Below are 24408 nucleotides of genomic sequence, written 5' to 3'. Positions count from 1 at the left end.
TCACGAAACCATCCGCAATCGTTGGCGGAATTGGACTTAAAGGGTGTTTTTATGTCTTGCTCTATTTCTCTTTCTTTTCCTGACGGCTCAAAACATAATTACCCCCCCGAAATGACAGGCTTGGAATTAGCAGAATCTATTTCTAAATCACTTGCAAAAAAAGCAGTCGCCTATAGTCTTGATGGCATCACGCGAGACTTATCGGATCCATTGGGACAATCTGGTCAAGTAGAGATTATTACCCGAGAAGACTCACGCGCTCTTGAGCTCATAAGGCATGATTGCGCCCATGTCCTTGCTGAAGCAGTGCAAGAGCTCTTTCCTGAAACGCAAGTAACAATAGGTCCTGTCATTGAAAATGGATTCTATTATGATTTTGCACGCCAACAACCTTTCACATTAGATGATCTCACTGTCATTGAAAAGAAAATGCGTGAAATTATCCAACGCAATAAACCTTTTAGAAAAGAAATTTGGTCTCGTGAAAAAGCGAGAAGAGTTTTTTCTGAGAAAAAGGAATTTTATAAAGTTGAACTTATTGATAGCATTCCTGAAAATCAAGATTTAAAAGTTTATTATCAAGGAGAGTGGTTTGATCTTTGTCGCGGACCGCACATGCAATCTACAGGGCAAATTGGGAATGCTTTCAAATTAATGAAAGTTGCAGGCGCTTATTGGCGTGGCGATGCCAATAATCCAATGCTCACGAGAATTTATGGAACAGCATTTGCAAATGAAAATGACTTAAAAGCCTACCTCCATATGCTAGAAGAAGCTGAAAAACGTGATCATCGCCGTTTGGGACGTGAAATGGACTTATTTCACTTTCAAGAAGAAGGGCCAGGAATGATTTTTTGGCACAAAAAAGGCTGGAAAATGTTCCAAAATTTAATCAACTATATGCGTAGACGCCTTGATGATCATCAATATGCTGAAGTTAATGCGCCACAAGTTCTCGATAGGTCACTTTGGGAAATATCTGGCCATTGGGGCTGGTATAAGGAGAACATGTTCAAAGCAATTCCAGCAGTAGAAAATTCAGATCATAGGAATGTTTATGCTCTTAAACCAATGAATTGCCCTGGTCATGTGCAAATTTTTAAACATGGTTTAAAATCTTATCGTGATTTGCCTATTAGACTTGCTGAATTTGGACTTGTTCATCGTTATGAGCCTTCAGGCTCTTTACATGGTCTTATGCGTGTGCGTGGTTTTACACAAGATGATGCGCATATTTTTTGTACTGATGAACAATTAGCCGATGAATGTCTCAGTATTAATGATCTTATTTTATCAACTTATGCTGATTTTGGTTTTAAAGAAATCAGTCTTAAGCTTTCAACACGTCCAGAAAAACGAGTTGGATCTGATGCATTATGGGATCACGCAGAAAGTATCATGGAATCTGTCCTTAAAACGATTGAAACAAAATTTGCAGGACAAATCAAAACAAGCATCCTTCCAGGTGAAGGAGCATTTTATGGTCCAAAATTTGAATATACATTAAAGGATGCTATCGGTCGTGAATGGCAATGTGGAACAACACAAATAGACTTTAATCTCCCTGAACGTTTTGGTGCATTCTATATTGATAAAGATTCAGAAAAACGTCAACCTGTTATGATCCACCGTGCTATTTTTGGATCAATGGAGCGTTTCCTTGGTATATTAATCGAAAACTTTGCTGGACATATGCCACTTTGGCTTGCTCCTGAACAAATTGTTGTTGCAACAATTACATCCGAAGCAAATGAATATGCCCAAAAAATAACAGCAAAACTTAAAGCTACTGGGCTTTCCGCAACAATAGATCTCCGCAATGAAAAAATTAACTATAAAATACGAGAACATTCTTTACAAAAAGTCCCCGTAATTTTGGTATGTGGCAAACGTGAAGCTGAAACAAATAGCGTAAATATGCGCCGCTTAGGAAGTACAAATCAAACCCTTTTATCTGTAGAAGATGTAATTAAACAACTCTCAAATGAGGCAACACCTCCAGATTTGCAACGCGTAATAAATGCGTAATATCACAGAAAATTGTAATACGTTAATTTTTTACTATAAATCTTCAGTTTTTGTACAAAATGAAATAATTTGATATTGTAGTGCGTTTTTGTTTCATGCACAATGACCTATCATCAGAAAGAATAACGTGCTCTTTCTCTACAAGGTAGATTGGTGAAAAAATTGAATGTAAGCTATGAGCTTGTTTAAATGAAAAAATCATAGCCAATTGAATATTAATAATAACATTAATCTTTTACCTTTATAATGAAAAGATTCTGCTATTATCATGGATAGATCATTACAATAATGATAGTAATATCAAGCAAGAAAACTGGAAACAAGATTATATTTATTAATAAAAAATATGTAAAATTACCTGAACAATGATATGTCTTATTCATAAGATAAGCCCTTATAAAAAAGACAAGATATTGATTTATAATCATAATATATTGTTATTCATATTAAATAAGGCTTTGAATATCATAGGATTCTCTTATTTTAAATATGTTTATGTTGAATCTATCAAAATCATTTGCTTGCACCAAACAAGCGGAATAAATGTGTGGATAAAAATTATTGAGAAAGGACTTTTAAAATGCCTACAATGAACCGCCTAAAGTGCTAAGGATCGTTGCAATTATTGAGGACAGACTATAACTATAATGATGACGCCGACTTGCTCCTTCATAAATGTAAAAATAGCGACATTCAGCAGAGTTTACCATTATATCATTCACGAGGAATCATGACAAAATAAACTTAAGAAACATCTCTTTAAAACAAGCACATGAATCGGTAAGCCAACGGCATTCTACATCCCGCAATCTACACTGATGAGATATTGCCTTAATTTTTATAAAGCTAAATCAAAGAAAAATGGCAAAACTCAGCGTTTATTCTTTTTCCTCTTCATATTTTACCAAATTAAAAACTCTTATAAAAAACTCGTTAAATATACGCATACGATACATGACCTCTCGTTAAACGTATTAAATTCTGAGCACATCCATAAAACGTCTAAATATCTACGAAACACATATAAAATAAAAAATATTATTATTATCGCGCTCTATCAAGAACACGCTTACATTCAATGAGTTCAAACAAAATTTCTTGTAACAATGCTTTATCAGTTTTGTCTTTGTAAAGATTCACAGAACCGACAGATGTTTCTCCCTCATTCCTCATGAAGCTCAAAAGCCCAAAAGAAGATTTTTTAGGCTTATTGCTTGCATTTTCAGAAGTTTGTCCTGCATGTTTCTTCTCTATGACCACATTCATAGCATCAAGATCACCATTACCCAATGCAGTCACAAAAGCAACACCATTTTCTTTCAAAAGGCGTTGCACACCTTTTATCGTATAACCCTGATCATATAGTAACTGCTTAATACCATTGAGCAAATCAACATCGACCGGACGATAATAGCGCCTTCCTCCCCCACGTTTCATTGGTTTAATCTGCCTAAAACGTGTTTCCCAAAATCTTAAGACATGCTGCGGAAGCTCCAATAACTCCGCTACTTCGCTAATTGTGCGAAAAGCATCAGAGCTTTTATCCATTTTGTAACACCTTATTTAAAACAAAATAAATTACTTTACAATGACTCATTCTGTTTCAATTTCTCAACAAAATTAGTCAAAAACAAGACCATCATTGACACCTTACTCACCAGTCTTTTTCTAAAAAACAAAGACTTTTATTTTATACATTTCTTTAACAAATACCAAACATACCATGGCATTTATTTATGAGATATCATTTTTTCTGTTTTGCACGATGCGAATCTAAAATTCTCTGTTTAAGAACATTGGCAGCCTTAAACGTCACAACACGTCGCGGCGGAATAGGTGCTTCAACACCTGTTTTTGGATTGCGTCCAACACGTTCATTTTTACTGCGAACCTGAAAAGTTGCAAAAGAAGATAATTTAACCGCTTCACCTCTTACAAGTGAGTTGCAAATCTCATCCAAAACCAATTCGACTAAAGCTGCTGATTCAGTATGTGACAAGCCCACTCTTTTACAAACTACGCTCGCTAAATCTGCACGCGTTACTGTCTTACTTGTCATTATAACCACCTATTAAAATATTAAAAATTACAAAATGACTTATACGTTTTCTTAAAATATGGTCAAGTAGCCATAATTTACCAACGAATAAGAATTGCTCCCCATGTAAATCCACCTCCCATGGCTTCTAACATGATAAGATCTCCTTCTTTTATTTTTCCATCGCAAATAGCTGTTGTTAAAGCCAACGGAACTGATGCAGCAGACGTATTACCATGTTGATCAACGGTAATCACAACTTTATCTAGTGAAATTCCCAGCTTTTTAGCAGATGCTTCAATAATGCGCTTATTAGCCTGATGAGGTACAAACCAATCTAGTTGTGAAGAATCCATACCTGCAGCTGCAAAACAATCATCAACCACATCCGTTATCATACCAACAGCATATTTAAAGACTTCTCGTCCTTCCATACGCAAATAGCCTGTCGTTTGTGTTGTTGAAGGTCCACCATCAACATATAGCTTATCTATATAAGCACCATTAGAGCGCAATTTCGCAGACAATATACCACGCTCAAAAGCAATATCCCCCTCAGTTTCTTGTGCTTCCAAAATAACAGCACCAGCACCATCACCAAACAAAACACATGTCGTACGATCTTCCCAATCTAAAATTCGAGAAAATGTATCGGATCCAATAACTAAAATTCTTTTAGCTCCCCCACACCGTAAATAAGAATCTCCTGTTGTTAAAGCAAAAATAAAACCAGAGCAAACAGCTTGAATATCAAAAGCAAATCCATGACTCATTCCCAAAGCATGCTGAATTTCAACAGCAGAAGCAGGAAAAGTACGATTCGGGGTGGACGTTGCTAAAATAATACAATCGATGTCTTTTATTGTTAAACCAGCATTTGTAAGTGCTGCTTGCGCAGCCTCAACTCCTAAAGAAACAGTTGTTTCATTTTCACTGGCAATATAACGTTGGCGTATTCCTGTACGCTGAACAATCCATGAATCTGACGTTTCAACAAACTTTGCAATCTCATCATTTGATAAACTTCTTTTCGGCAAAGCACTTCCTACACCCCGTATAATTGACCGAATCATTCAGCTCTTACCTTTTCTTCAAATTTTTTATTTCTATTATAAGAGCTTATCATAAGGACTCTCCATTCATCACTGCTTCATCTTCTTGGTCAAAAAGTGTTTCTTTATTTTCATGAAATCGCCGTAAATCAGCCGTTATTTTTTTTAAAAGTCCGTTATTAACCATCTCATAACCAACGCGGATAGCAGAAGCAAAGCCATTAGCATTAGCACTGCCATGACTTTTTATAACAACACCATTCAAACCTAAAAGCACTCCTCCATTCACCCTATCAGGATCCATTTTATGTTTCAGTATACGAAAAGCACCCCGCGATAAAAAATAACCAAGAGATGTTAAAAAAGAACTGCGCATTGCAGAGTTTAAAATCTCTCCTATCTGTCGCGCGGTTCCTTCTGCGGTTTTTAAAGCAATATTACCAGAAAACCCCTCTGTTACAACAACATCGACTGTTCCTTTTCCAATGTCATTGCCCTCAACAAATCCTTTATATTCCAATCCTTCTAATTGCACTTCACGCAATATCATTCCTGCTTTTTTTATTTCATAAAGTCCTTTAACCTCTTCCACCCCCACATTTAAAAGCCCAACACTTGGTCTTTCAGTGTGATATAAAGCGCGAAACATACCTGCTCCCATAACCGCCAAATCAACCAACTGACTAGCAGAGGCACCAATTGTTGCTCCAATATCTAAAACAATACTCTCACTGCGCAGTGTTGGCCAGATACCCGCAATACCAGGACGTTCAGCCTCTGCAAGCATTTTCAAACAAAAATAAGACATGGCCATGAGTGCACCCGTATTACCAGCAGAAATGCAAGCATCAGCTTCACCATTTTTTACCGCTTCAATGGCGTACCACATTGATGATTTACCACGTCCGTTACGAAGTGCTTGGCTTGGCTTTTCATCCATGCGTGTATAACTTTCTGTCGGGCAAAAGCGCGATACAGAATCCAAACAGGGATATTTTTTTAAAACCGGACGAACAGTCTCCTCTACCCCATAAAATAGAAAATAAATATTTGATAAATATTTTTGTACAATTGCTGCTCCTGCAATAGCTGCTTCTGGACCGTAATCACCGCCCATGACATCCACAGAAATTCTAATCACGCTTGCATATCCCACATCTTTTCATTTACATCTTTAAATACATATTATGATTTTTGGCTCCTGAATACTCACACAGAATATCTTGCGAAAATCGCTCCGCAGAAAATACCGTTTAGCATACAATAGATATTTTTTATATTTTTTTACAATCACTTCCAATTTTTCAAAACAGAAAATGGAGAGAATTTTCGCTCTGCTTCTTCTAAATTTTCAACCATATTCATCTTTATCCCTTCTTTACGTGGATAATGATTAATAGACAACTCAAAAAACTCTTCCATGATTGCGCCAATATCAATTTTATCATCATAAAACACTTCAGGAGTATCAAGCCCCTCTACATCTAAAAACAATTCCCCTGTATCCTCTGATATTTTGGGCTTCATCAAATTTGAATCTTCAGGAACAAAAACAACCTCAATATTTTCACAAAGGATATTTTCTAATGGTTCTAATGTAACAACACATAACTGTAGTATACGCGCTTGCAACAGACCTTTTATACGCACTCCGCGTTTTTTCCACGGGAAAATATGAAATTTTCCCTCACAAGATTTTACTTCAATTAAATCATGGTTCTGGGCTAAATGTGTACATTCTTTTTTGTTTGCACAAAAATGAACCCTTATACCTTTAGCAGGGAGAGAACGTACAGATATTGGATAAGCCAAAGCAAATGTCATTTGAGGAACATTTTGAACATTCATAGACAACTCCCAAACATAAAAACGCGTAAAGCACCATGTTTTTATTTATCTCAAGTATTTATGCATTTTTTTCTTTTCTAAAGAAATTCTATATGGCATAATTTGCTTTATAACAGGGAAACTCAGTGTAAGCTACGGTAGATTAAGTTAAAATTAGAAAAAACTTGAGGTTGCCTTCTTGTCCTACATCTCAGTATAAAAAGGAGATATCATTGTTTCAAATGCCTCACATAATAGCCTTAATCAAACGTAAATTATTGATTGGTCTATCAATAGCAAGCATAGGAATGCTTGCTGGGTGTAGTCTTCTTGATTCTTCAGGTTCAAGCCAAATTTATAGAGAAGGCTATGTTCTTGATAAAAATGCTCTAAGTTCTATCTCTATTGGCTCAAGTCAAGAGCAAGTTCTTTTAACTTTAGGGACCCCTTCATTAAAAACAAAATATGATAATGAAGTTTTTTATTACATCTCACAGACACGTTATCGTGGGATGCAGTTTATGAAAACAAAGATTATTGATCGCAAAGTTTTAGCTATTTACTTCAATAAAAATAATCAGGTTGCAAAAGTTGCAAATTACGGGTTACAAGACGGTCAAGTGTTTGACTTTATTACACAAACAACGCCAACTGTAACGAAAGAACATCCTTTCTTAATTCAAATTATAAAAGGCCCTGCGAATTTGCCACCCCATAACTAAATCATATAGTCTGCGTACCGTTTCAATATTATAGGTCTGATAATATCAGATCTATAATGGAGGGGATTTGTAACTCTTAGAGTCGGACTTTTTTTGCCATACTGTCGAGAACTGCATTAACAAGTTTTGGCTCTTCACCTTCAAAAAACGCCTTTGCTATATCAACATATTCATTCATAACAACTGCAATAGGGACATCTTTACGGTTGATCAACTCCCATAAACCTGCTCGTAAAATTGCGCGTAAGATAGAATCAAGACGTGAAAGAGACCACTCTGCAGAAAGCTGTTGATGAAGCAGCGGATCAAGCTTCTTTTGATCTTTTACAACACCCGTTATAATAGCCAAAAACCATTGAAAATCAGCTTCAAGATATTGGTCTCCATCAATATCTTTTCCCAAACGATAAGCCTCATACTCAGCTGCAGTTTCCATCACCCCCGAACCCACGATATCCATTTGATAGAGTGCTTGAACTGCAGCAAGTCTTGCTGCTCCACGTTTATTGGCTGAACGCGGAAAATGTCTGCTTTTTATATCAGCCATATTTAACGATTATCTCCAAATCTCTTTTTTAGAGCGATCATACATAAAGCAGCTTCAGCCGCAAAACCACCTTTATTTTTGTCATCTAGTTTTGCACGCACCCATGCTTGTTCTTCGTTTTCAACAGTCAAAATACCATTTCCAATAGCCAAGTGTTGATGAACAGTTAAATCCATCAATGCACGACAAGAACCATTAGCAACAATTTCAAAGTGATATGTTTCACCCCGAATAACACAACCAAGAGCAACATAACCATCATACGATATCTTGTTTTGTTTAGAAAAAGCTATTGCACTTGGTATTTCTAATGCTCCAGGAACCGTTACAACATCATAACTTGCTTCAGCTTTTTGCAAAGTATTCACTGCACCTCTCAAAAGCGCATCAGAAATCCCCTCATAAAAACGTGCCTCAACAATCAATACGTGAGGCTTTTTACCTATCTCTTTCATCATAATGAAATTCCACAAAAAACGAATCAAAAAAATCAAAGTTATAAAGCATAAAATTCTGAAAACGATCAATAGAGTGTTGGCTTATTCATCTTCTCTTTTTAAAGTAAAAAGTTTTGCAGCATAACGAGCAAGTTGATCAATTTCCAAATTTACCCGATCTCCAATTTTAGCTTGTCCCCACGTTGTCATTTCGAGTGTATGGCGAATAATAAGAACATCAAAAACACAATCCTCAACACCATTAACAGTCAAAGATGTCCCATTAAGTGCAATAGATCCCTTATTAACAATAAAAGGCATAAATTGTCTTGAAACTTTTAAATAAAAGCGAATTGCATCCCCTTCCTTTTTTTGATCAATGATTTCAGCCAAACCATCAATATGACCAGAAACCAAATGTCCCCCCATTTCATCACCCAATCGAAGCGAACGTTCCAAATTAACAAAAGTTCCTTTTATCCATTGTGCAAGATTCGTTAAACGTAATGTTTCTTCCCACGCTTCAACAACAAACCAATTGGAATCTTCTTGCTTTAATCCTCGCTCTACAATTGTCAGACAAATTCCCGAACAAGCAATTGATGCGCCAATTGCTAAACTTTTTATAGCATAGCGTGTGGAAATCTTTAAACGCATCCCCTGCTTTAAAGGTTGAACATCTTCAACACAACCAATATCCGTTATAATTCCTGTGAACATAATGTCTTACGTCTCCACTTATAAAAACGGTCATTTCCAAACATTCTTGTCTCAATCTCATGAAACTGCGAAAGATAATTTCCAAAATGAGGGGCTTCAATACGATTTTTGCCTAAAACAATGGGGGTATGAAAACATATCAAATAATCAACACAACCAGCATTCAAAAATTTTTCCCCCGTCTTGACGCCCCCTTCCAATAAAACACTATTAATCCCATGTTTATAAAGCATCTGTAAAAGAGCAAAGGGTTCTACACAACCATTGTTCATCTCGACCGAATAAACAGACACACCATATTGCTCCAATGCATTTTTTTTGCTTTTCTTTGAAAGATCTACATCACAAATAACCCATGTAGGGATTTTTATTGCTGTTTGGACAACTTTTGCATCAAGGGGGATAGATAAATCTGCATCCAAAATAATACGAATTGGTGAGCGCATTTCCATCCCTGGCAAGCGGCAATTGAGTTGTGGATCATCTGCGAGTATAGTTCCAATACCAACGAGGATAGCATTATTTTGAGCACGTAAAATATGCGTATGGGCATGAGAAAGTGTTCCACTAATTTTTACGCTGCCCTTCTCTTTTTTTCCAACACCATTATCTGCAGAAATTGCCATTTTAAAAGTGACCGCACAGCGTTGTATTTTTCTTATGCACCAATGCATCCATAAGGATTCAAAAGCCTCTTCAGCTAAAATGCCCTCAACCACTTCAATACCCGCCGCTCGCAAAAGAGCAATACCATGACCATCAACACGCTTGTCACAATCAGTCAGCGCAACAACAACTCGAGAAACACCTGAATCAATAAGTGCATTCACACACGGCGAAGTTTTTCCATAATGCGCACAAGGTTCTAATGTAACATAAGCAGTAGCTCCTTGAGCCAAAGAACCTGCCATATGTAAAGCTTGCACTTCCGCATGAGGACTCCCATGAATAGCTGTTACGCCATAGCCAACAATAAAAGCCCCTCCACCATTATCGTTTCGCACAATTAATGTACCAACCGAAGGATTCTCACCTGTAAGACCGACATGACGTTCTGCTAAACGAATAGCTGCAGCCATAAACCGTTCATCTTGCACTTTTTTATTCATCAGAACGAGATTCTGTATCCGCGATACCCTTTGACAATTCATCTATAACATCGTGAAAATCGCTTGCATTACGGAAATCTCGATACACAGAAGCAAAACGAATATAAGCAATATCATCAATTCTTTTCAATGCTTCCATCACAAGATGCCCAATTTTTTCTGAAGAAATCTCTGGTTCTCCCAAACTTTCAAGCTGGCGTACAATGCCAGAAATTGCTCGTTCAATATGATCAGGATCAATATTGCGCTTACGTACAGCCACATCAACTGATCGCATTAACTTATCACGATCGAAAGGTTCACATCGTCCACTTTTTTTAGCGACTAAAAGCTCACGCAACTGAACACGTTCAAAAGTTGTAAAGCGACCAGCACAAACAGAACAAACACGGCGGCGTCGAATCACTGCCCCCTCTTCTGCAGGACGCGAGTCTCTAACCTGTGTATCCTCATATTGACAATAAGGACAGCGCATCTCTTTTATATCCTTAACAAGCGCTGAGATAAGAGTAAAGAGGAAATTGATTCGTTATATCTTCCACCTTTTTCTTAACAGCCATTTCAACAGCATGATTATCTTCATCACTTTTTGCGTTCCGAAGACCATCAAGAACTTCTGAAATCAAATGACCAACTTGAATAAATTCTTTTTCTAAAAAACCACGTGTTGTAGCAGCAGGTGAGCCCAAACGAATTCCCGATGTTATAGATGGCGTTTCAGGGTCAAAAGGAATACCATTTTTATTGCAGGTAATATGAGCGCGTCCTAAAGCCAATTCAGCACGTTTACCTGTTAGATTTTTGGAACGTAAATCAACCAACAATAAATGATTATCTGTACCGCCAGAAACAATATTAAAACCATTATTCTGTAATGTTTTTGCTAAAGTTTTCGCATGTGTGACCACCTTGGCACTATAATTCTTGAAAGAAGGATGCAAAGCCTCCCCAAATGCAACAGCCTTTGCCGCAATCACATGCATTAAAGGCCCCCCTTGAAGACCAGGAAAAATAGCAGAATTAATTTTTTTGGATAAAGCCTCATCATTTGTCAATATCAAACCACCTCGGGGACCTCGAAGCGATTTATGTGTTGTTGTCGTTACAATATGCGCATGTGGAACAGGTGAAGGATGTACGCCACCAGCAACAAGACCAGCAATATGAGACATATCAACGAGTAAATGAGCACCGATTTCATCTGCAATTTCACGGAATCTTTCCCAATTCCAGAATCGAGAATAAGATGAGCCCCCTGCTATAATAAGTTTTGGCTTATGTTCTTTTGCAAGTCGCTCAACCTCATCCATATCAATAATCTGATCTTCTTGACGTACACCATAGGAAACAACATTAAACCATTTTCCTGACATATTAACAGGTGAACCATGCGTAAGGTGACCACCAGCATTTAAATCCAACCCCATAAATGTGTCACCAGGCTGAAGTAAAGCTAAAAAGACAGCTTGATTCATTTGGCTACCAGAATTAGGCTGTACATTTGCAAACGCAGCACCAAAAAGCTGTTTTGCCCTTTCAATGGCTAAATCTTCAACGACATCAACAAATTGACATCCGCCATAGTAGCGCTTTCTTGGATAACCTTCTGCATATTTATTGGTTAAAACAGACCCCTGTGCTTCAAGAACCGCTCTTGAAACAATATTCTCAGAAGCAATCAACTCAATTTCATGTTGTTGACGCTCAAATTCTTCCATAATTGCATCAAAGATTGCATCATCAACAGTTTGTAAATTATCATTAAAAAAGCGCTCTTGTGCGTCATTTTTTTGCTGAGTCATAAAATACGTTCCTAACATTAAAAAATAAAGTCATTAAACGATAACACAGCAAACCATGCAAACCAAACATTTTAAACTACTTACACTCAAAAATAATGATACAAATAATTATCCTGTTCCTTGTCATAGAGACAGCAAAAAACGTCTCTCATAAAAATGGTGAAAAATGAGGTTAAATTTCTTCTTTTACGCTCTTATTTGTTTACACCTTTTACAAAAAAATATTTATAATCTAAATAAATTCAATAATTTAATAATTATTATTTAAGTTGGTAATGATTTAAAATAATTTATAATATGAAAAGCTGAATATAGTAGAGAAAAGAATGGCAACCAAAGTTTTTATTGATGGTGAACATGGCACAACCGGACTACAAATACAAAAACGCTTAGAAAGGCGTACAGATTTAAAACTACTCTCTCTTTCTCATAAAGATCGCCATGATGTTCATCTACGACAAGACTATCTTAATCAAGCTGATATTGCTATTTTGTGTCTTCCAGATGATGCTGCACGCGAAACCGTTCATTGGCTTAAAAAAAATAAAAACATTAGGATTATTGATAGCTCGACAGCACACCGTGTTACACCAGACTGGGTTTACGGTTTTCCTGAAATGACAGCAGGACAAAGAAAGCGCATTCAAGCAGCACATTATGTAACCAATCCCGGATGCTATCCTACTGGTGCCATTAGTTTGATTCGCCCACTCCGTGAAGCAGGACTGCTAGACGCCGATTATCCCATCTCGATTAATGCAATCTCCGGCTATACCGGTGGTGGAAAACAGTTGATTTTACAAATGGAAAATCAATCTCAACAGAATATTAAGGAAAATTATTTTATTTATGGTCTTAATCTTGCACACAAACATGTGCCAGAAATTAAAATCTATGGACAAATCAATCAAACCCCAGTTTTTATACCAAGTGTTGGTCGTTTCCCCCAAGGAATGATTGTGAATCTTCCTCTGCATCGCCATTTATTCACAAAATCAGCAAACTGTTCTGATTTGCGCGAAATTCTCGCAAACCATTACGATGGACAAAATACCATTTTAGTTGCATCACAAGAAGAAACTGTTTCACTTGAAAGACTTAATCCAGAGTGTTTAGCCAATAAAGATGGTATGAAACTGTTCGTATTTGGCAATGATCGCGAAGGCATTTTTAATCTCAGCGCCATATTCGATAATTTAGGAAAAGGCGCATCAGCTGCAGCTATCCAGAACCTCGATTTAATGCTTTCAAGCGACTAAACCTCCCTACCCACAAACTTTTATTCAACAACGCGATATGCCCCTTTCGTTGCTCGCCAGTGCGCAACCGCAAAACATAACACGGCTAGTGCCATACTTTGATGAATGAGCCCTAAACTTATCGGAACCTCATGTAACAGTGTTAAGATACCCAAGACTGCTTGGATAATAATCATAACACAGATAAGAAATGCACGACGAGAATGGGTTGAATGTGGAGCATTTTTTTGTACATAGAAAGCATGAACAACTGAGACAATAAATAAAAAATAAGCAAAAAACCGATGAATAAATTGAACCATTAAGGAATTTTCGAATAAATTGAGCCAAACAGGACGATGCTGCAACAATCCATCAGGAATAATCTGCCCATCCATAAGCGGCCATGTATTATAGACTTTTCCTGCATGAAGCCCTGCAACCAAAGCTCCGAAATAAATCTCTATCAAAACGAGAATAACAAGCCAAGACGCAAAATATTGCACCTTTTTATTTGCTGGTTTTTCTGAGTATTCTGCAAGTCCTCGAGATAAATAAGTAACAAAAACAATAACAAAACATGCTGTTATAAGATGAAATGCCAAACGATATTGGCTCACACTTGTTAAATTACTCTGCCCAATCCCTGAAGCGACCATCCACCAACCAATAAAACCCTGAAAGGCAATAAGGACTGGTACAATGATAAGCTGGAGTAAAATATTTTTTTCAATACGTTTAGTTGCCCAAAACCAAATGAGCCCTAATAAAGCAACAAGACCAACAAGACGCCCAAGAACACGATGCGCCCATTCCCACCAAAAAATGACCTTAAAAGCACTTAAGGTCATATCACGATTAAGAAGCTTATACTGTGCTATTTGTTGATATTTTAAAAATTCCTCTTGCCATTGATCAACCCCTATCGGTGGAATAACACCGTGTATTGGCTTCCATTCCGTTATAGATAATCCTGATCCCGTCAAACGAGTAGCGCCACCCACTAAGACAATTGCCAAACAAAGCAGTAAAATAGAGTAAAGCCACACCTGTATATGTTTTCTATTTTCCTTTTGCACAGGTGTTAAAAAGTTATCGTTTAATCTCTTTACTGCCATCTCTGATTGCCCCACGCTTCTCTCCAACTAAAATGCATTTTAAAATTAACATTAAATCTTTAATTTTAGTATGTACTATAACTTCAGCAAAAAACAAGCGTACCACTATAGCATATGATACATATTTCTTTTCTCTTTTGCGAAGTTTATGATGCAACAACACGATAAACAGTCTTTGGAAAGCTGCTTACCATCCACATCATCCAATCTTGTTCATTAAGAACAGTATTACAAATATAATAGTCTGTTAGCTCTGCAAATTGTTCAAAACCATATTTTGGTTTGCTTGCCATCTCTAAAATGATAAAATCATATTCTTTTTTAAATTCTTGTAATATATGAGAAATATTATTTGAAAAATCTTGTGCAGAAACAGCACTTGTTAATCCCTGAGGAAGAATATCAACGCCCGTATCGTAATCGCGGTAAATAACATCATGCATCTGAGCATGGCCGGTTAAAACATCACTCAGTCCGCGATGTGGGCCAATGACTTTCTCTATTTGTTGACCAGAGATATCGACCAATAAAATTGTTTTGTTCTCTTTTGTGAGATGAAGTGAAAGCTTTGCCGCTGTCCGTGCAGCCTCTGGTCCAATAATTGAAATAACTGTTGAAGCATGCCATTTCAAAACATCAGATAATCCCTCTATCGTAATAAAAGCTTCAAGATTTTTTATTTCTTGAGAGACTAAAAGACTCTCATTCTTCTTGAGAGCATTTTCTTTTAATCTCACATCCTCTTCTGAAAGTTGGTCTTTTTTGCTTTTAAAGAACGGATAAAATAACATTATTCCTAGCAAAAGAGTAAGGAAGCTGGCCAATGCACCCACAAAAACATTTTTTCCATAAAGAGCCATAAAAGAAATGTGGGCTAATGTTGTTGGCATTACCACATTGATCTTTGTATTTTGTAAGAGAAGAGGGTTATCACTCAATCCCCAATATGAACCAATAACTTTTTCTCTTTGAGCAGATTTGCTCATCACTTTATTTTGTGCATCGACCGCTGCTTTTATTTTATTTTCAAACTCGTTAAATATTTCATTCAAAGATTGGGATTGATCTTTTACAAAAAAACTCACCCTTTTTTGGAGCTGTTTTTCCAACTCCGTTGCAATAATTATATCTGAATGAACTTGATAAACGATCTGTAAAATTTTATTGTTTAATTGATGAGAAACCGCTTCTAACTCCGCAGTCATTGCCTTAATTTGAGGATGTGTCCACCCCAATTGCGCCGCCATATGTGCTCTTTGCGTTTCCAAGAGATCACGTTTAGATTCCAGAGAAACAATTGCTGAATTATCTGCAATAAACGATAAAGACAGTAAAGACTGTCCATTTTCACGTATCATGTTAATCGTTGAATTCAAACTTGTTAAATGAATACGCTTTAAAGTTGCTTGCATTAATTGCATCGAAAGATCATGAAGCTCTGTTTGTTTGACACTATGCTGAATAAAAGAATCAACAGAGGACCGAAATTCCTGCACGATATTAATAATCGCAGTGTTATCATATTGTTTGTCTTCAGATTTATCATTTAACAAGAATTGTTTTTGTTTTATGATTGCTTGTGAAAATACGGAAAACCAAGTTTCCAACCCACGTTGTGCTGCTTCCTGTGTCTCAGCTTCAAAAGTAAGGTTGATAAGTTCACCATGACGCGATAAACGGATATTTTCCTGATTTTTTTTCTTATAAGAAACCCTTAAAGAAAAAGGAGAATCATTTGAAATTATAGGCTGTGAAAACAAAAAGGCGATAACATTGTCTTGCTTTTTAATTGGTAATGGCTTTCCAACAGAATCAGATAATGAAAATATTAAAGTTGCTTGGTAACCACGGGGCTGGACAAAATAATACAACCAAATCAAAGATACACATAGCATTTGTAATAGCAAAACAATCAAAATGCTTCGCCATACGGTACGTACGAATAGTCTTTTATTACATGTAAGACTCATCTTTATTTTAACCAGCAAAATACTTCTTCATATTGTTTTATTAAGAGAAAGTAGTAACTATCCTCTTAACTTGCTGTCATATTATTTTGAGATAATAAAAATATAAAATTTAAGCAAAAATGTTCAACAATAGCTTTAAAGAACTTAATTCATATTTTTTTTGAGGCTCTCTAGTTGTTTTTTTGCTTCAGAAGTAACAACAGCTCTAATGGTAATAGACCCATCATCATGCCCTTCTTGCACTATTTCCGCAGAGTTTTCATAAAACCAATCAATAAGCGACATTTCATGAGGTTGTAAAAGATATTCAATGCTTTGCACGTCTCCAAAAATTCGCTTTTCAATGGCTCTTAATAATTGATCGAGTCCATTCCCCTTAAGTGCTGATACCATGAGAGCAGGATTTAATTGCGTCTTTGCGCTTGTTTGTAAAACATTCAATGCTTGCTCATCTAACATATCAATCTTATTCCAAACTTCTATGACGTGCTCCATATCATCAATATCGATATCAAGACTTGAAAGCACTTCTAAAACATCTTGGGCATGTGCTCGATGATCAAGATCTGACATATCTCTTACATGAAGAATGAGATCTGCTTCAACCACTTCTTCAAGGGTTGCTCTAAAAGCTGCAATCAAATTCGTTGGCAAGTTAGAAATAAACCCTACAGTATCAGACAAAAGAACAGTTTTTCCATGGGGAAGAACAACTTTGCGCAAAGTCGGATCAAGCGTTGCAAATAACATATTCTTTGCTAAAACATCTGCACCGCTTAAACGGTTAAAGAGAGTTGACTTTCCTGTATTCGTATATCCTACCATTGCTACAACAGGATAAGATGTTTTTTTCCTTTTTGCTCTATGAAGTGCACGTGTTTTAATAACCGTTTGCAATTCGCGCCGAATACGAATAATTTTTTCTTGTAAAAGACGCCTATCTGCTTCAATTTGCGTCTCACCAGGTCCCCCTAGGAAGCCACGCCCCCCCCGTTGCCTTTCCAAGTGCGTCCAACTCCGCACAAGCCTCCCTTTTTGATAGGACAAACGCGCTAACTCTACTTGCAAAACTCCTTCTTTTGTTCGTGCACGATCCCCAAAAATTTCAAGAATCAAAGCTGTTCTATCGATAACTTTGCAATTCCATAATTTTTCTAAATTACGCTGCTGTACTGGCGTTAAAAAGTGATCTACAATCGCAAGCTCAATAGAATATTCATCTATATAACAGGTTAACGCATCTACTTTACCTTTTCCAAAGAGTGTCGCAGAGCGAGGCGTTGCAATATTAATCGTTTCATAATTAACAACTTCTAACCTTATAGCACGCGCTAACCCCAATGATTCTTTAACACGAGAAGATATAGAACACTCTCTCAAAGAGCTTTCACTTCTATTTTCTTGAAAAATCGGTATCAAAACAAGTGCACGCACCTGTTCTGTATTCTGCGAAAACACCCCTCCTAATCTCTCATTTTCATTTATCATAGCAATCTAAGTACTTTTAAAATGGGATAAGAGGTCTATCTTAAAATGACGTGCTTACTCAGGACTTTCACCCTCAAACATCTGTACAGGCTGTCCAGGCATAATCGTAGAAATAGCATGCTTATAAACCAATTGCGCGTGTCCATCTCGGCGCAAAAGAACACAAAAATTATCAAATGAAGTTACAATACCCGTGAGTTTAACGCCATTGACAAGAAAAATTGTAAGGGAAATTTTTTGCTTACGCACCGTATTTAAAAACACATCTTGCAGGTGTTGTGATCGCTCTGCCATTATTCTTACACCTTTATCTAGATTGCATAAAATATTCGTGCATGCATATCGACTGAAAAATATCCAATTGTCAACGTAGAAGCTTCAAAATTCAGAAACAAACAACTGAAATCAGAGAAAAAACAGCTCTTTAAGGCAATAATAAAGTACAACTTACGAAAATCTATATTAAATTAAAAATTTTTCCACGTTTACTTTTTTATGAGCTTACAATTCAAAGGCATACTTTATACATCCTAATATACATCCTAAGCTATTACAGACTATATGTGATGATGAATCTGCTTCGTTTAGAATCAATAAAAGTAAGCGGACAACAACATTTATTAACGATTATCGATATTAAAGAGAGGCATTCGCACCTTAATGTATATATAACCGCTATTAAATTGTCCTTATTTCAAAGATTGCCGGCTTATAAAGCTTTTTATAAACACAAGTTGTAAACAGTATTTTTGTTTTAGTTAGATTTAAATAATAAATTGTTTTTACTATATTTTATAATATTTTAAAACAGGATACAAGAAACTGCGTTAACTTTATCTTGATAAGTTTTTAAAATTTTTCCCTAAGCATATTCCTTTCTAAATAATTAACAGCTAGTATATAGAAATTATGTGGAAGAGGACGTATCCCTTTTCCGGCTGTAAGAGTACGAGGCGAGTATGGCACGCAGAACAAAATTGCAAACATTTGAAGTTGAAGTTGAAGAAGCCCTCACAAAAGCTATGAACTTTGATTTCGATAACACAGGATTTGAAACGATATCATCCAATAATTCTGAAAATGTTGTTAATGTCGATGATCTGATTCAAAAAATTGCAATGGCAGAAGAAGAATTTTTTGCTGAAAACGGTACATCAACTTTTGTTTCTAATATTCATGATGAAGCTGTTATTGATAAATCCGTTGTTGAACAGCTTTTTGCTCCAAAACCTTCACCTGATATTTCAGGTGGAACTGTTCATAATACATTGTTGTCTACAAAACTTCTTCCTGCAAATGATGATATAACAACCCCTGTAAATTTTGGACCATTAAAGCAGCGTTCTTCCTCTCGAGTCTACTGGTATACAACAGCGCTTAGTGCTTTATGGGCAACGGGAGGAGCTTTTATTGCGCATAAACTCGCACCTACCGGACTCAGCTCCTTATCCAATATCAGCACTTTTGTTACATCCCCAACAGGCCTCGCTGTAGCAGCCGGAACAGCAATTCCTATCCTTATATCTTGGGGCGTTGCTCAATTAACAAAACGCTCAAACGACTTGCATAATATTGCTCTTCTTATGACCAATGCTGCACAGCGCCTTAGTGAACCACAACATCTATCCGAAAAACAAGCTATTGCTATAGGGCAAACCATTCGTGAAGAAGTAGCGGCAATGAACGAAGGTATTGAGCGTACCCTCGGACGTGCTGTTGAACTTGAAGCAATCATACAAGGTGAAGTTCACAATCTAGAACAAGCCTATGCTGAGAATGAATCACGCATTCACACATTAATCAAAGAATTGAGTAATGAACGCATAGCCATTTTGAATCATGCAGATCGCGTACAATCAACAATTAAAGGAACCCAAGAACAACTGAGTGATGAATTTGGGTTGGTTACCTCTAACATTGTCACCAATGTTGAAAAGCTTGCACAAACCCTTTCTCAAACTTTACAAAAACAAGGTGAAGACCTTGTTGAAAAACTTTCCTGTGCCGGTGATGGCGTAACAAATCAACTTGTTGAAAAATTTAACAAAACAACAACACAAATTCAGCAAAAAAACACGGAATTTTTTCATGAATTAGGAAAAAACTTTGATGGCTTTGCAAAACAATTTGATCATAATGAAAAACAAATAGAAAAAACTTTTAATGAAACAGCTGAAAAAGCGGAAGCGCATGTTGCTAAAATTGCAACACATATACAAACAGTAACAGATCAAACTTTGCACGCTGTCGATGAAAAGTTTAAAGCCTTAGATAAAGCTCTTATTGATCGTAATAATCAATCTATACAGAATTTTGATGAGAAGATCTTAAAGCTCGACGACCAAGCACATAAACTCTCTTCTAAATTTGATAACGTAACCTCGCAAGCGATTGGAGCCTTTGAACAACGTTTAGCAACTGTTGATCATTCTCTTAAAAAACATAGTGATTCCATTATTGATTCCTTTATAGAACAAAGTCAGGCTTTAGAGGATAATGCTGAAAAACTTGGTAACTTCTTGGAAGCTCATGTCTTGAAAATAAATGAGAACCTCCAAGAAAAAACAGCAGACATTACCCATGTATTTACAAATGGACGTGAAGCTATTCTTTCTGCAATTGATAAAAGTAAAGAAAGTCTGAGAGAAGAAATTCAATATGTCGACAATGCCATTGTTGATATCATACAAGAACGTTCACAAGATTTTAAAGTACAACTTTCTGATCAACGAGCTCTTATGGCAGATATGCTCGATAACGAGAAGAATAAAATTGCGGATACATTAAGAAATCAAATTGATGTTTTATCCCAAAATACTTCTCATATTGAAAAAGTTTTGGCTGATAATGTTCAAGTCGTTGATAAACAAGCTGAAAATCATATTACGAACATCATTCAATGCACTGAAAAGTTACAAGATGTCATTGTACAAAGTTGTAATACAACCCAAGATGCTTTAGAAGCACAAGCGAGAAATATTGATATCCGTGCTGATGCTCTACGTGACTCTTTAGCGATTAATAGTTTTTCTCTCAATGAAGTTCTTGCCGATCAAGCACGCACACTCGAGCAACGCATGGAAACAATCCATAATCTCATTGCAAAAAGTGATATACGTGTTGATGTTGCATTGAAACAACAGATAGATTTAGTTGAGAGCGCAATTGTTGCCAACAATAAAAATATTACTGAAACGGTTCAAGATCATATCAAAAATCTTGAAAGTCAGGCCGAAACTTTAAAGAATACTCTCTCTCAATCGAGTGGTGTTTTCTTTGAAACTCTTGAGACGCGTATGGAATCATTTGATACAAATCTAGAAGTTCGTGCACACAAAATTTTTGAACGTACAACAACGCTAGAAGAAACATTATCTGAAAAAATTAGCCAAGTATGTGAAGCTATTGATGCACAAACATCTGTTATTGAGGAGCGTTCTGACACTTTAAAAACATCTCTCATGCTTAATAATGAACAAAGTCAGATAATTCAACAAGCGCTGGAAAGCAGTGTTGACAATATGCGTGTCACCTTAGAAGATTCTGTTAATACAGTGACAGATAACCTGCACAATCAGATTATAAAGGCCTCTGACATTCTTTCTTCTACAAGTGAACAAATTCTTTCTTCTGTTACAAATGTTACTGCACAAGCAGAAAATATTCTTTCAGAATCAGGAAATCGCATTGTATCAAACGTTAAAAAAACAGTTTATGATACCAGTGAAAAAGTTCTGTCCGTTTTGTCTGAACAAACAGCACATACTGTCGAAGCTTTCACAACAGCCAGTCATAATGCACAAGCATTATTGAATGAAACTATTCACACATCAACAACAGCAATAGAACAAGTTCTTAATGAACGCTGTGATGTTCTTCATCACTCTATGCAAAATCTTAAAAATAATTTAGGACATCAGCTCTCTGATGTAACGAGCCGTCTGGAAGATGCAAGAAATCAAACAGCCACACAAATTTCAGAACATGTTGGAAAAATAACAGAGCTAACAAATCACTTAAATCAAGCAGCGCAAAGTACGACAGAATCAATTGATTCTTTAACACAGCATATCGGTGAACAACTCTCTCTCTCCACACAAGATGCTGAACAAAGAATTTATGCACATAATGAATCTCTAGTGAATAGCTTAACCAAAGCTAACTCTGAAACACTTCAAACAATAACGATTATGAAGGAAGAGCTTGTTAATAATGTCTCATCCATCTTAACACAGTTGAATCAATCAATTTACAATTTTCACGAAAATAGTAATGTTTTATTATCGGCTGTTCAAAATATTGATGGGCAGTTTAATGAGAGTACGAATAATTTTTTCCGCAACACGGACCAAGTAGCAGAGCGTTTGTCAGCCTCAAATCAAGCGCTCAATACTAATGTTGAAATTCTGCAAGGACTTTCAAAGAATACCTTTGAACAAATTAATCATATAACGAGCAGTTTTGGTGAACATGCAAAGACACTTTCCCAAACTATTCATGTTCTTGAACAGTCTGAAAATTCACTTAGTGCAACACTTGAAGAAAAACATAATACGCTTTCTGTATTAAGCGATGCTCTTGTTTCAAAGTCTCATGAAATTAATCAAATGATTGGGCATTATGAAAAAATCTTCAACTTAGCACTTGAACGCTCTGATAAGAATGCGCGTAACTCCACAAATTCATTCCAACAATCACTTAATAAGCTTGTTAGTGAAGCATCAACGCGTTTTTCAGAAGCAGCAGAAGATATACGTCGCTCCGCTGATGAAGTTCGTTTAGAGCTTTCAAAGATTAATAATGATATCAATGAAAATGTAAAAAAACTTCCAGAAAAAACAAAAGAAACAACGCAAACAATTCGCACAGCTTTGAATGAACAGATTACAGCGTTACAAGATTTAGTCAGTGTTATACAAAATGATCAAAAGAGCGCACAAAAACAGCTAATATCAGCATTTCCTACATCATCAATGTTTAATCAAAAAAGTGACAGTTCCACTGAGTCTGTTAAAAAGATTGTGCCACCTAAGCCTATTTTGCAACAAGATCAAAGCAAAAAAAGACCAAATAAATGGGTATCAAATCTCTTAGAAAGAGCTTCACGTGAAGAAACATTTTATGATGCTCCCCCTAGTGAGGCTGTTTTAACATCAGTGCAAACAAAACCATCTCCTGCAAACTGCTCTCTTAATTCATTAGCTGCTGGTATAGTGCAAGCGATTAATCACAATGCCATTGTTGAGCTATGGGATCATTATCAACGTGGACAAAAAAACATCGTAACAGAACGCCTTTATACCTTAAGTGGACAAAAAATATTTGAAATGATTAAGAAAAAATATATGAGCGATTTTGGGTTTAAACGTTCAGTGAATCAATATGTTACAGATTTCGAAAAGCTCTTACGTGATATATCGCGCAGTTCTGGCTCTTCCAACTCAGTTCGCAAGTACTTGATATCAGATACCGGAAAAGTTTATACTATGCTTGCTCATGCAAGTGGTCGAATCCAATAAAAAATAAGAAAGTGGAAAAAGATATTTTTTCCACTTTCTCTCTCTAGTCGTTTTAATGGCTCATCATAGAATGCTTTTCTTTCAACTGTAGCTTTGTACTTCAAAGGTTGGGATAATTGGCATGCGGTTTTCTTTGATATCCTAAGCAATAATCCTAAAGAAGCGTAATGGCTTATCAAACAACATATCATTCTAAGAATGATAAAGCATGTTTTCTATTTCCTTATCTTTTTCTTAACTCCTTTATTTTTCATATTTTCATAAAAACACAAAGATTTAATAAAATTATTTTATTTGCTAGCCTTTAATATTTTTTCATGCGTTATTATTAAAATGGCTCATAAGAGAGATTTCTATTCCTTTCTTACATGTTTTTATCCACATATTAAGCGCACTTGAAATATCTAAGTAAATATTTTTATTACATTAGGTGAATTTGAAATGAATGTATCTTATTGTACTCAACTTTCCCATTCAATATACGAGATGATTCATTATAAATTATAAAGCAAAGCGTTAATGGAATGGACTTTATGTATAGAGTGCGCAATTACAGCTGTTTTAGTGACATATTCATTGCTTAAAACAACATATTTGTCATTCTCAATGTTCCAAACTCCTTTAAAATAGCTGAATAAACAATTTATAACTGTCAAATTGTTGTTTAATTTTTTTCTACCTCCGTATAAAACTTTAAATAAAATATATATTTTATAAAAAACGAATGAAATGAATAAGAAAATTTCTTCTGTTCTTTCCTTATTTTCTAAGCATTGCAAAAAAAATAATGACT

At 36.0% G+C, this 24408-nt stretch carries 19 protein-coding genes; 4 read left to right on the top strand and 15 right to left on the bottom strand.

Features of this window, described 5'->3' with window-relative positions; all coding sequences use genetic code 11:
• Positions 1 to 51: 51 nt before the first annotated feature.
• Positions 52 to 2028 carry a threonine--tRNA ligase gene (gene thrS, locus ACFIN0_RS03025; RefSeq protein ID WP_375615272.1) on the top strand — a complete coding sequence of 659 codons (1977 nt, stop codon included), beginning with the start codon at positions 52 to 54 and terminating at the stop codon, positions 2026 to 2028.
• 1044 nt (positions 2029 to 3072) lie between these two features.
• Here the strand turns inward: thrS and ACFIN0_RS03020 are convergent.
• From ACFIN0_RS03020 to ACFIN0_RS03000, 5 genes are all read right to left on the bottom strand, one after another.
• Entirely contained in the window at positions 3073 to 3576 is a 504-nt protein-coding gene (locus ACFIN0_RS03020) for a MerR family transcriptional regulator (protein WP_375607116.1), read from the bottom strand.
• A 196-nt stretch (positions 3577 to 3772) separates the two neighbouring features.
• A complete protein-coding gene (locus ACFIN0_RS03015) occupies positions 3773 to 4087 on the bottom strand; it encodes an integration host factor subunit alpha (protein ID WP_273791377.1) in 315 nt (104 codons plus the stop codon).
• 77 nt (positions 4088 to 4164) lie between these two features.
• Entirely contained in the window at positions 4165 to 5139 is a 975-nt protein-coding gene (locus ACFIN0_RS03010; protein ID WP_375701898.1) for a beta-ketoacyl-ACP synthase III, read from the bottom strand.
• A gap of 49 nt (positions 5140 to 5188) precedes the next feature.
• Positions 5189 to 6259, bottom strand: coding sequence for a phosphate acyltransferase PlsX (gene plsX / locus ACFIN0_RS03005; RefSeq protein ID WP_375701897.1), 1071 nt, complete (start codon positions 6257 to 6259; stop codon positions 5189 to 5191).
• A 149-nt stretch (positions 6260 to 6408) separates the two neighbouring features.
• Positions 6409 to 6966 (bottom strand): DUF177 domain-containing protein, encoded by a 558-nt coding sequence (locus tag ACFIN0_RS03000; protein WP_375607113.1) that lies wholly within the window; start codon positions 6964 to 6966, stop codon positions 6409 to 6411.
• A gap of 221 nt (positions 6967 to 7187) precedes the next feature.
• Between ACFIN0_RS03000 and ACFIN0_RS02995 the strand changes: the two genes are divergently transcribed.
• Positions 7188 to 7667: an outer membrane protein assembly factor BamE gene (locus ACFIN0_RS02995; RefSeq protein ID WP_375607172.1), complete on the top strand. Its 480-nt coding sequence runs from the start codon at positions 7188 to 7190 to the stop codon at positions 7665 to 7667.
• Between the two features lie 76 nt (positions 7668 to 7743).
• Here the strand turns inward: ACFIN0_RS02995 and nusB are convergent, their stop codons facing one another.
• The 6 genes from nusB to glyA form a co-directional block, all read right to left on the bottom strand.
• The gene (gene nusB / locus ACFIN0_RS02990; RefSeq protein WP_375610396.1) at positions 7744 to 8214 is read right to left on the bottom strand and encodes a transcription antitermination factor NusB; all 471 of its coding nucleotides are present in this window, start codon (positions 8212 to 8214) and stop codon (positions 7744 to 7746) included.
• A gap of 2 nt (positions 8215 to 8216) precedes the next feature.
• The gene (locus ACFIN0_RS02985) at positions 8217 to 8672 is read right to left on the bottom strand and encodes a 6,7-dimethyl-8-ribityllumazine synthase (protein ID WP_375610397.1); all 456 of its coding nucleotides are present in this window, start codon (positions 8670 to 8672) and stop codon (positions 8217 to 8219) included.
• An 81-nt stretch (positions 8673 to 8753) separates the two neighbouring features.
• Positions 8754 to 9371, bottom strand: coding sequence for a riboflavin synthase (locus ACFIN0_RS02980; protein WP_375701896.1), 618 nt, complete (start codon positions 9369 to 9371; stop codon positions 8754 to 8756).
• Positions 9353 to 10480, bottom strand: coding sequence for a bifunctional diaminohydroxyphosphoribosylaminopyrimidine deaminase/5-amino-6-(5-phosphoribosylamino)uracil reductase RibD (gene ribD, locus ACFIN0_RS02975; RefSeq protein WP_375610399.1), 1128 nt, complete (start codon positions 10478 to 10480; stop codon positions 9353 to 9355). Before ribD ends, ACFIN0_RS02980 begins: the two co-directional genes overlap by 19 nt.
• On the bottom strand, positions 10473 to 10955 hold the full coding sequence (gene nrdR / locus ACFIN0_RS02970; RefSeq protein WP_375701895.1) for a transcriptional regulator NrdR: 483 nt from the start codon (positions 10953 to 10955) through the stop codon (positions 10473 to 10475). The genes ribD and nrdR overlap by 8 nt, the downstream gene beginning before the upstream one ends.
• Positions 10956 to 10968: 13 nt before the next feature.
• Positions 10969 to 12282 carry a serine hydroxymethyltransferase gene (gene glyA, locus ACFIN0_RS02965; RefSeq protein WP_375615268.1) on the bottom strand — a complete coding sequence of 438 codons (1314 nt, stop codon included), beginning with the start codon at positions 12280 to 12282 and terminating at the stop codon, positions 10969 to 10971.
• 326 nt (positions 12283 to 12608) lie between these two features.
• Between glyA and argC the strand changes: the two genes are divergently transcribed.
• On the top strand, positions 12609 to 13541 hold the full coding sequence (gene argC / locus ACFIN0_RS02960; protein WP_375701894.1) for an N-acetyl-gamma-glutamyl-phosphate reductase: 933 nt from the start codon (positions 12609 to 12611) through the stop codon (positions 13539 to 13541).
• 20 nt (positions 13542 to 13561) lie between these two features.
• Here argC and ACFIN0_RS02955 read toward each other — a convergent pair whose 3' ends face one another.
• The 4 genes from ACFIN0_RS02955 to hfq form a co-directional block, all read right to left on the bottom strand.
• Positions 13562 to 14653 (bottom strand): COX15/CtaA family protein, encoded by a 1092-nt coding sequence (locus tag ACFIN0_RS02955; protein WP_375701893.1) that lies wholly within the window; start codon positions 14651 to 14653, stop codon positions 13562 to 13564.
• 131 nt (positions 14654 to 14784) lie between these two features.
• Positions 14785 to 16608: a hypothetical protein gene (locus ACFIN0_RS02950; RefSeq protein ID WP_375701892.1), complete on the bottom strand. Its 1824-nt coding sequence runs from the start codon at positions 16606 to 16608 to the stop codon at positions 14785 to 14787.
• Positions 16609 to 16752: 144 nt separating this feature from the next.
• Positions 16753 to 18096 carry a GTPase HflX gene (gene hflX, locus ACFIN0_RS02945; protein ID WP_375701891.1) on the bottom strand — a complete coding sequence of 448 codons (1344 nt, stop codon included), beginning with the start codon at positions 18094 to 18096 and terminating at the stop codon, positions 16753 to 16755.
• Between the two features lie 54 nt (positions 18097 to 18150).
• On the bottom strand, positions 18151 to 18390 hold the full coding sequence (hfq, locus tag ACFIN0_RS02940; RefSeq protein ID WP_005773461.1) for an RNA chaperone Hfq: 240 nt from the start codon (positions 18388 to 18390) through the stop codon (positions 18151 to 18153).
• A gap of 665 nt (positions 18391 to 19055) precedes the next feature.
• On the opposite strand from hfq, the gene ACFIN0_RS02935 reads away from it, so the two are divergent.
• Positions 19056 to 23615, top strand: coding sequence for a hypothetical protein (locus ACFIN0_RS02935; protein WP_375607102.1), 4560 nt, complete (start codon positions 19056 to 19058; stop codon positions 23613 to 23615).
• The last annotated feature ends 793 nt before the right edge of the window (positions 23616 to 24408 follow it).

The organism is Bartonella sp. AA89HNZF (assembly GCF_042196905.1).
Lineage (GTDB): Bacteria > Pseudomonadota > Alphaproteobacteria > Rhizobiales > Rhizobiaceae > Bartonella.
The sequence above is the reverse complement of the archived record's forward strand: the minus strand, read 5'-3'. Positions and strand labels throughout refer to the sequence as shown.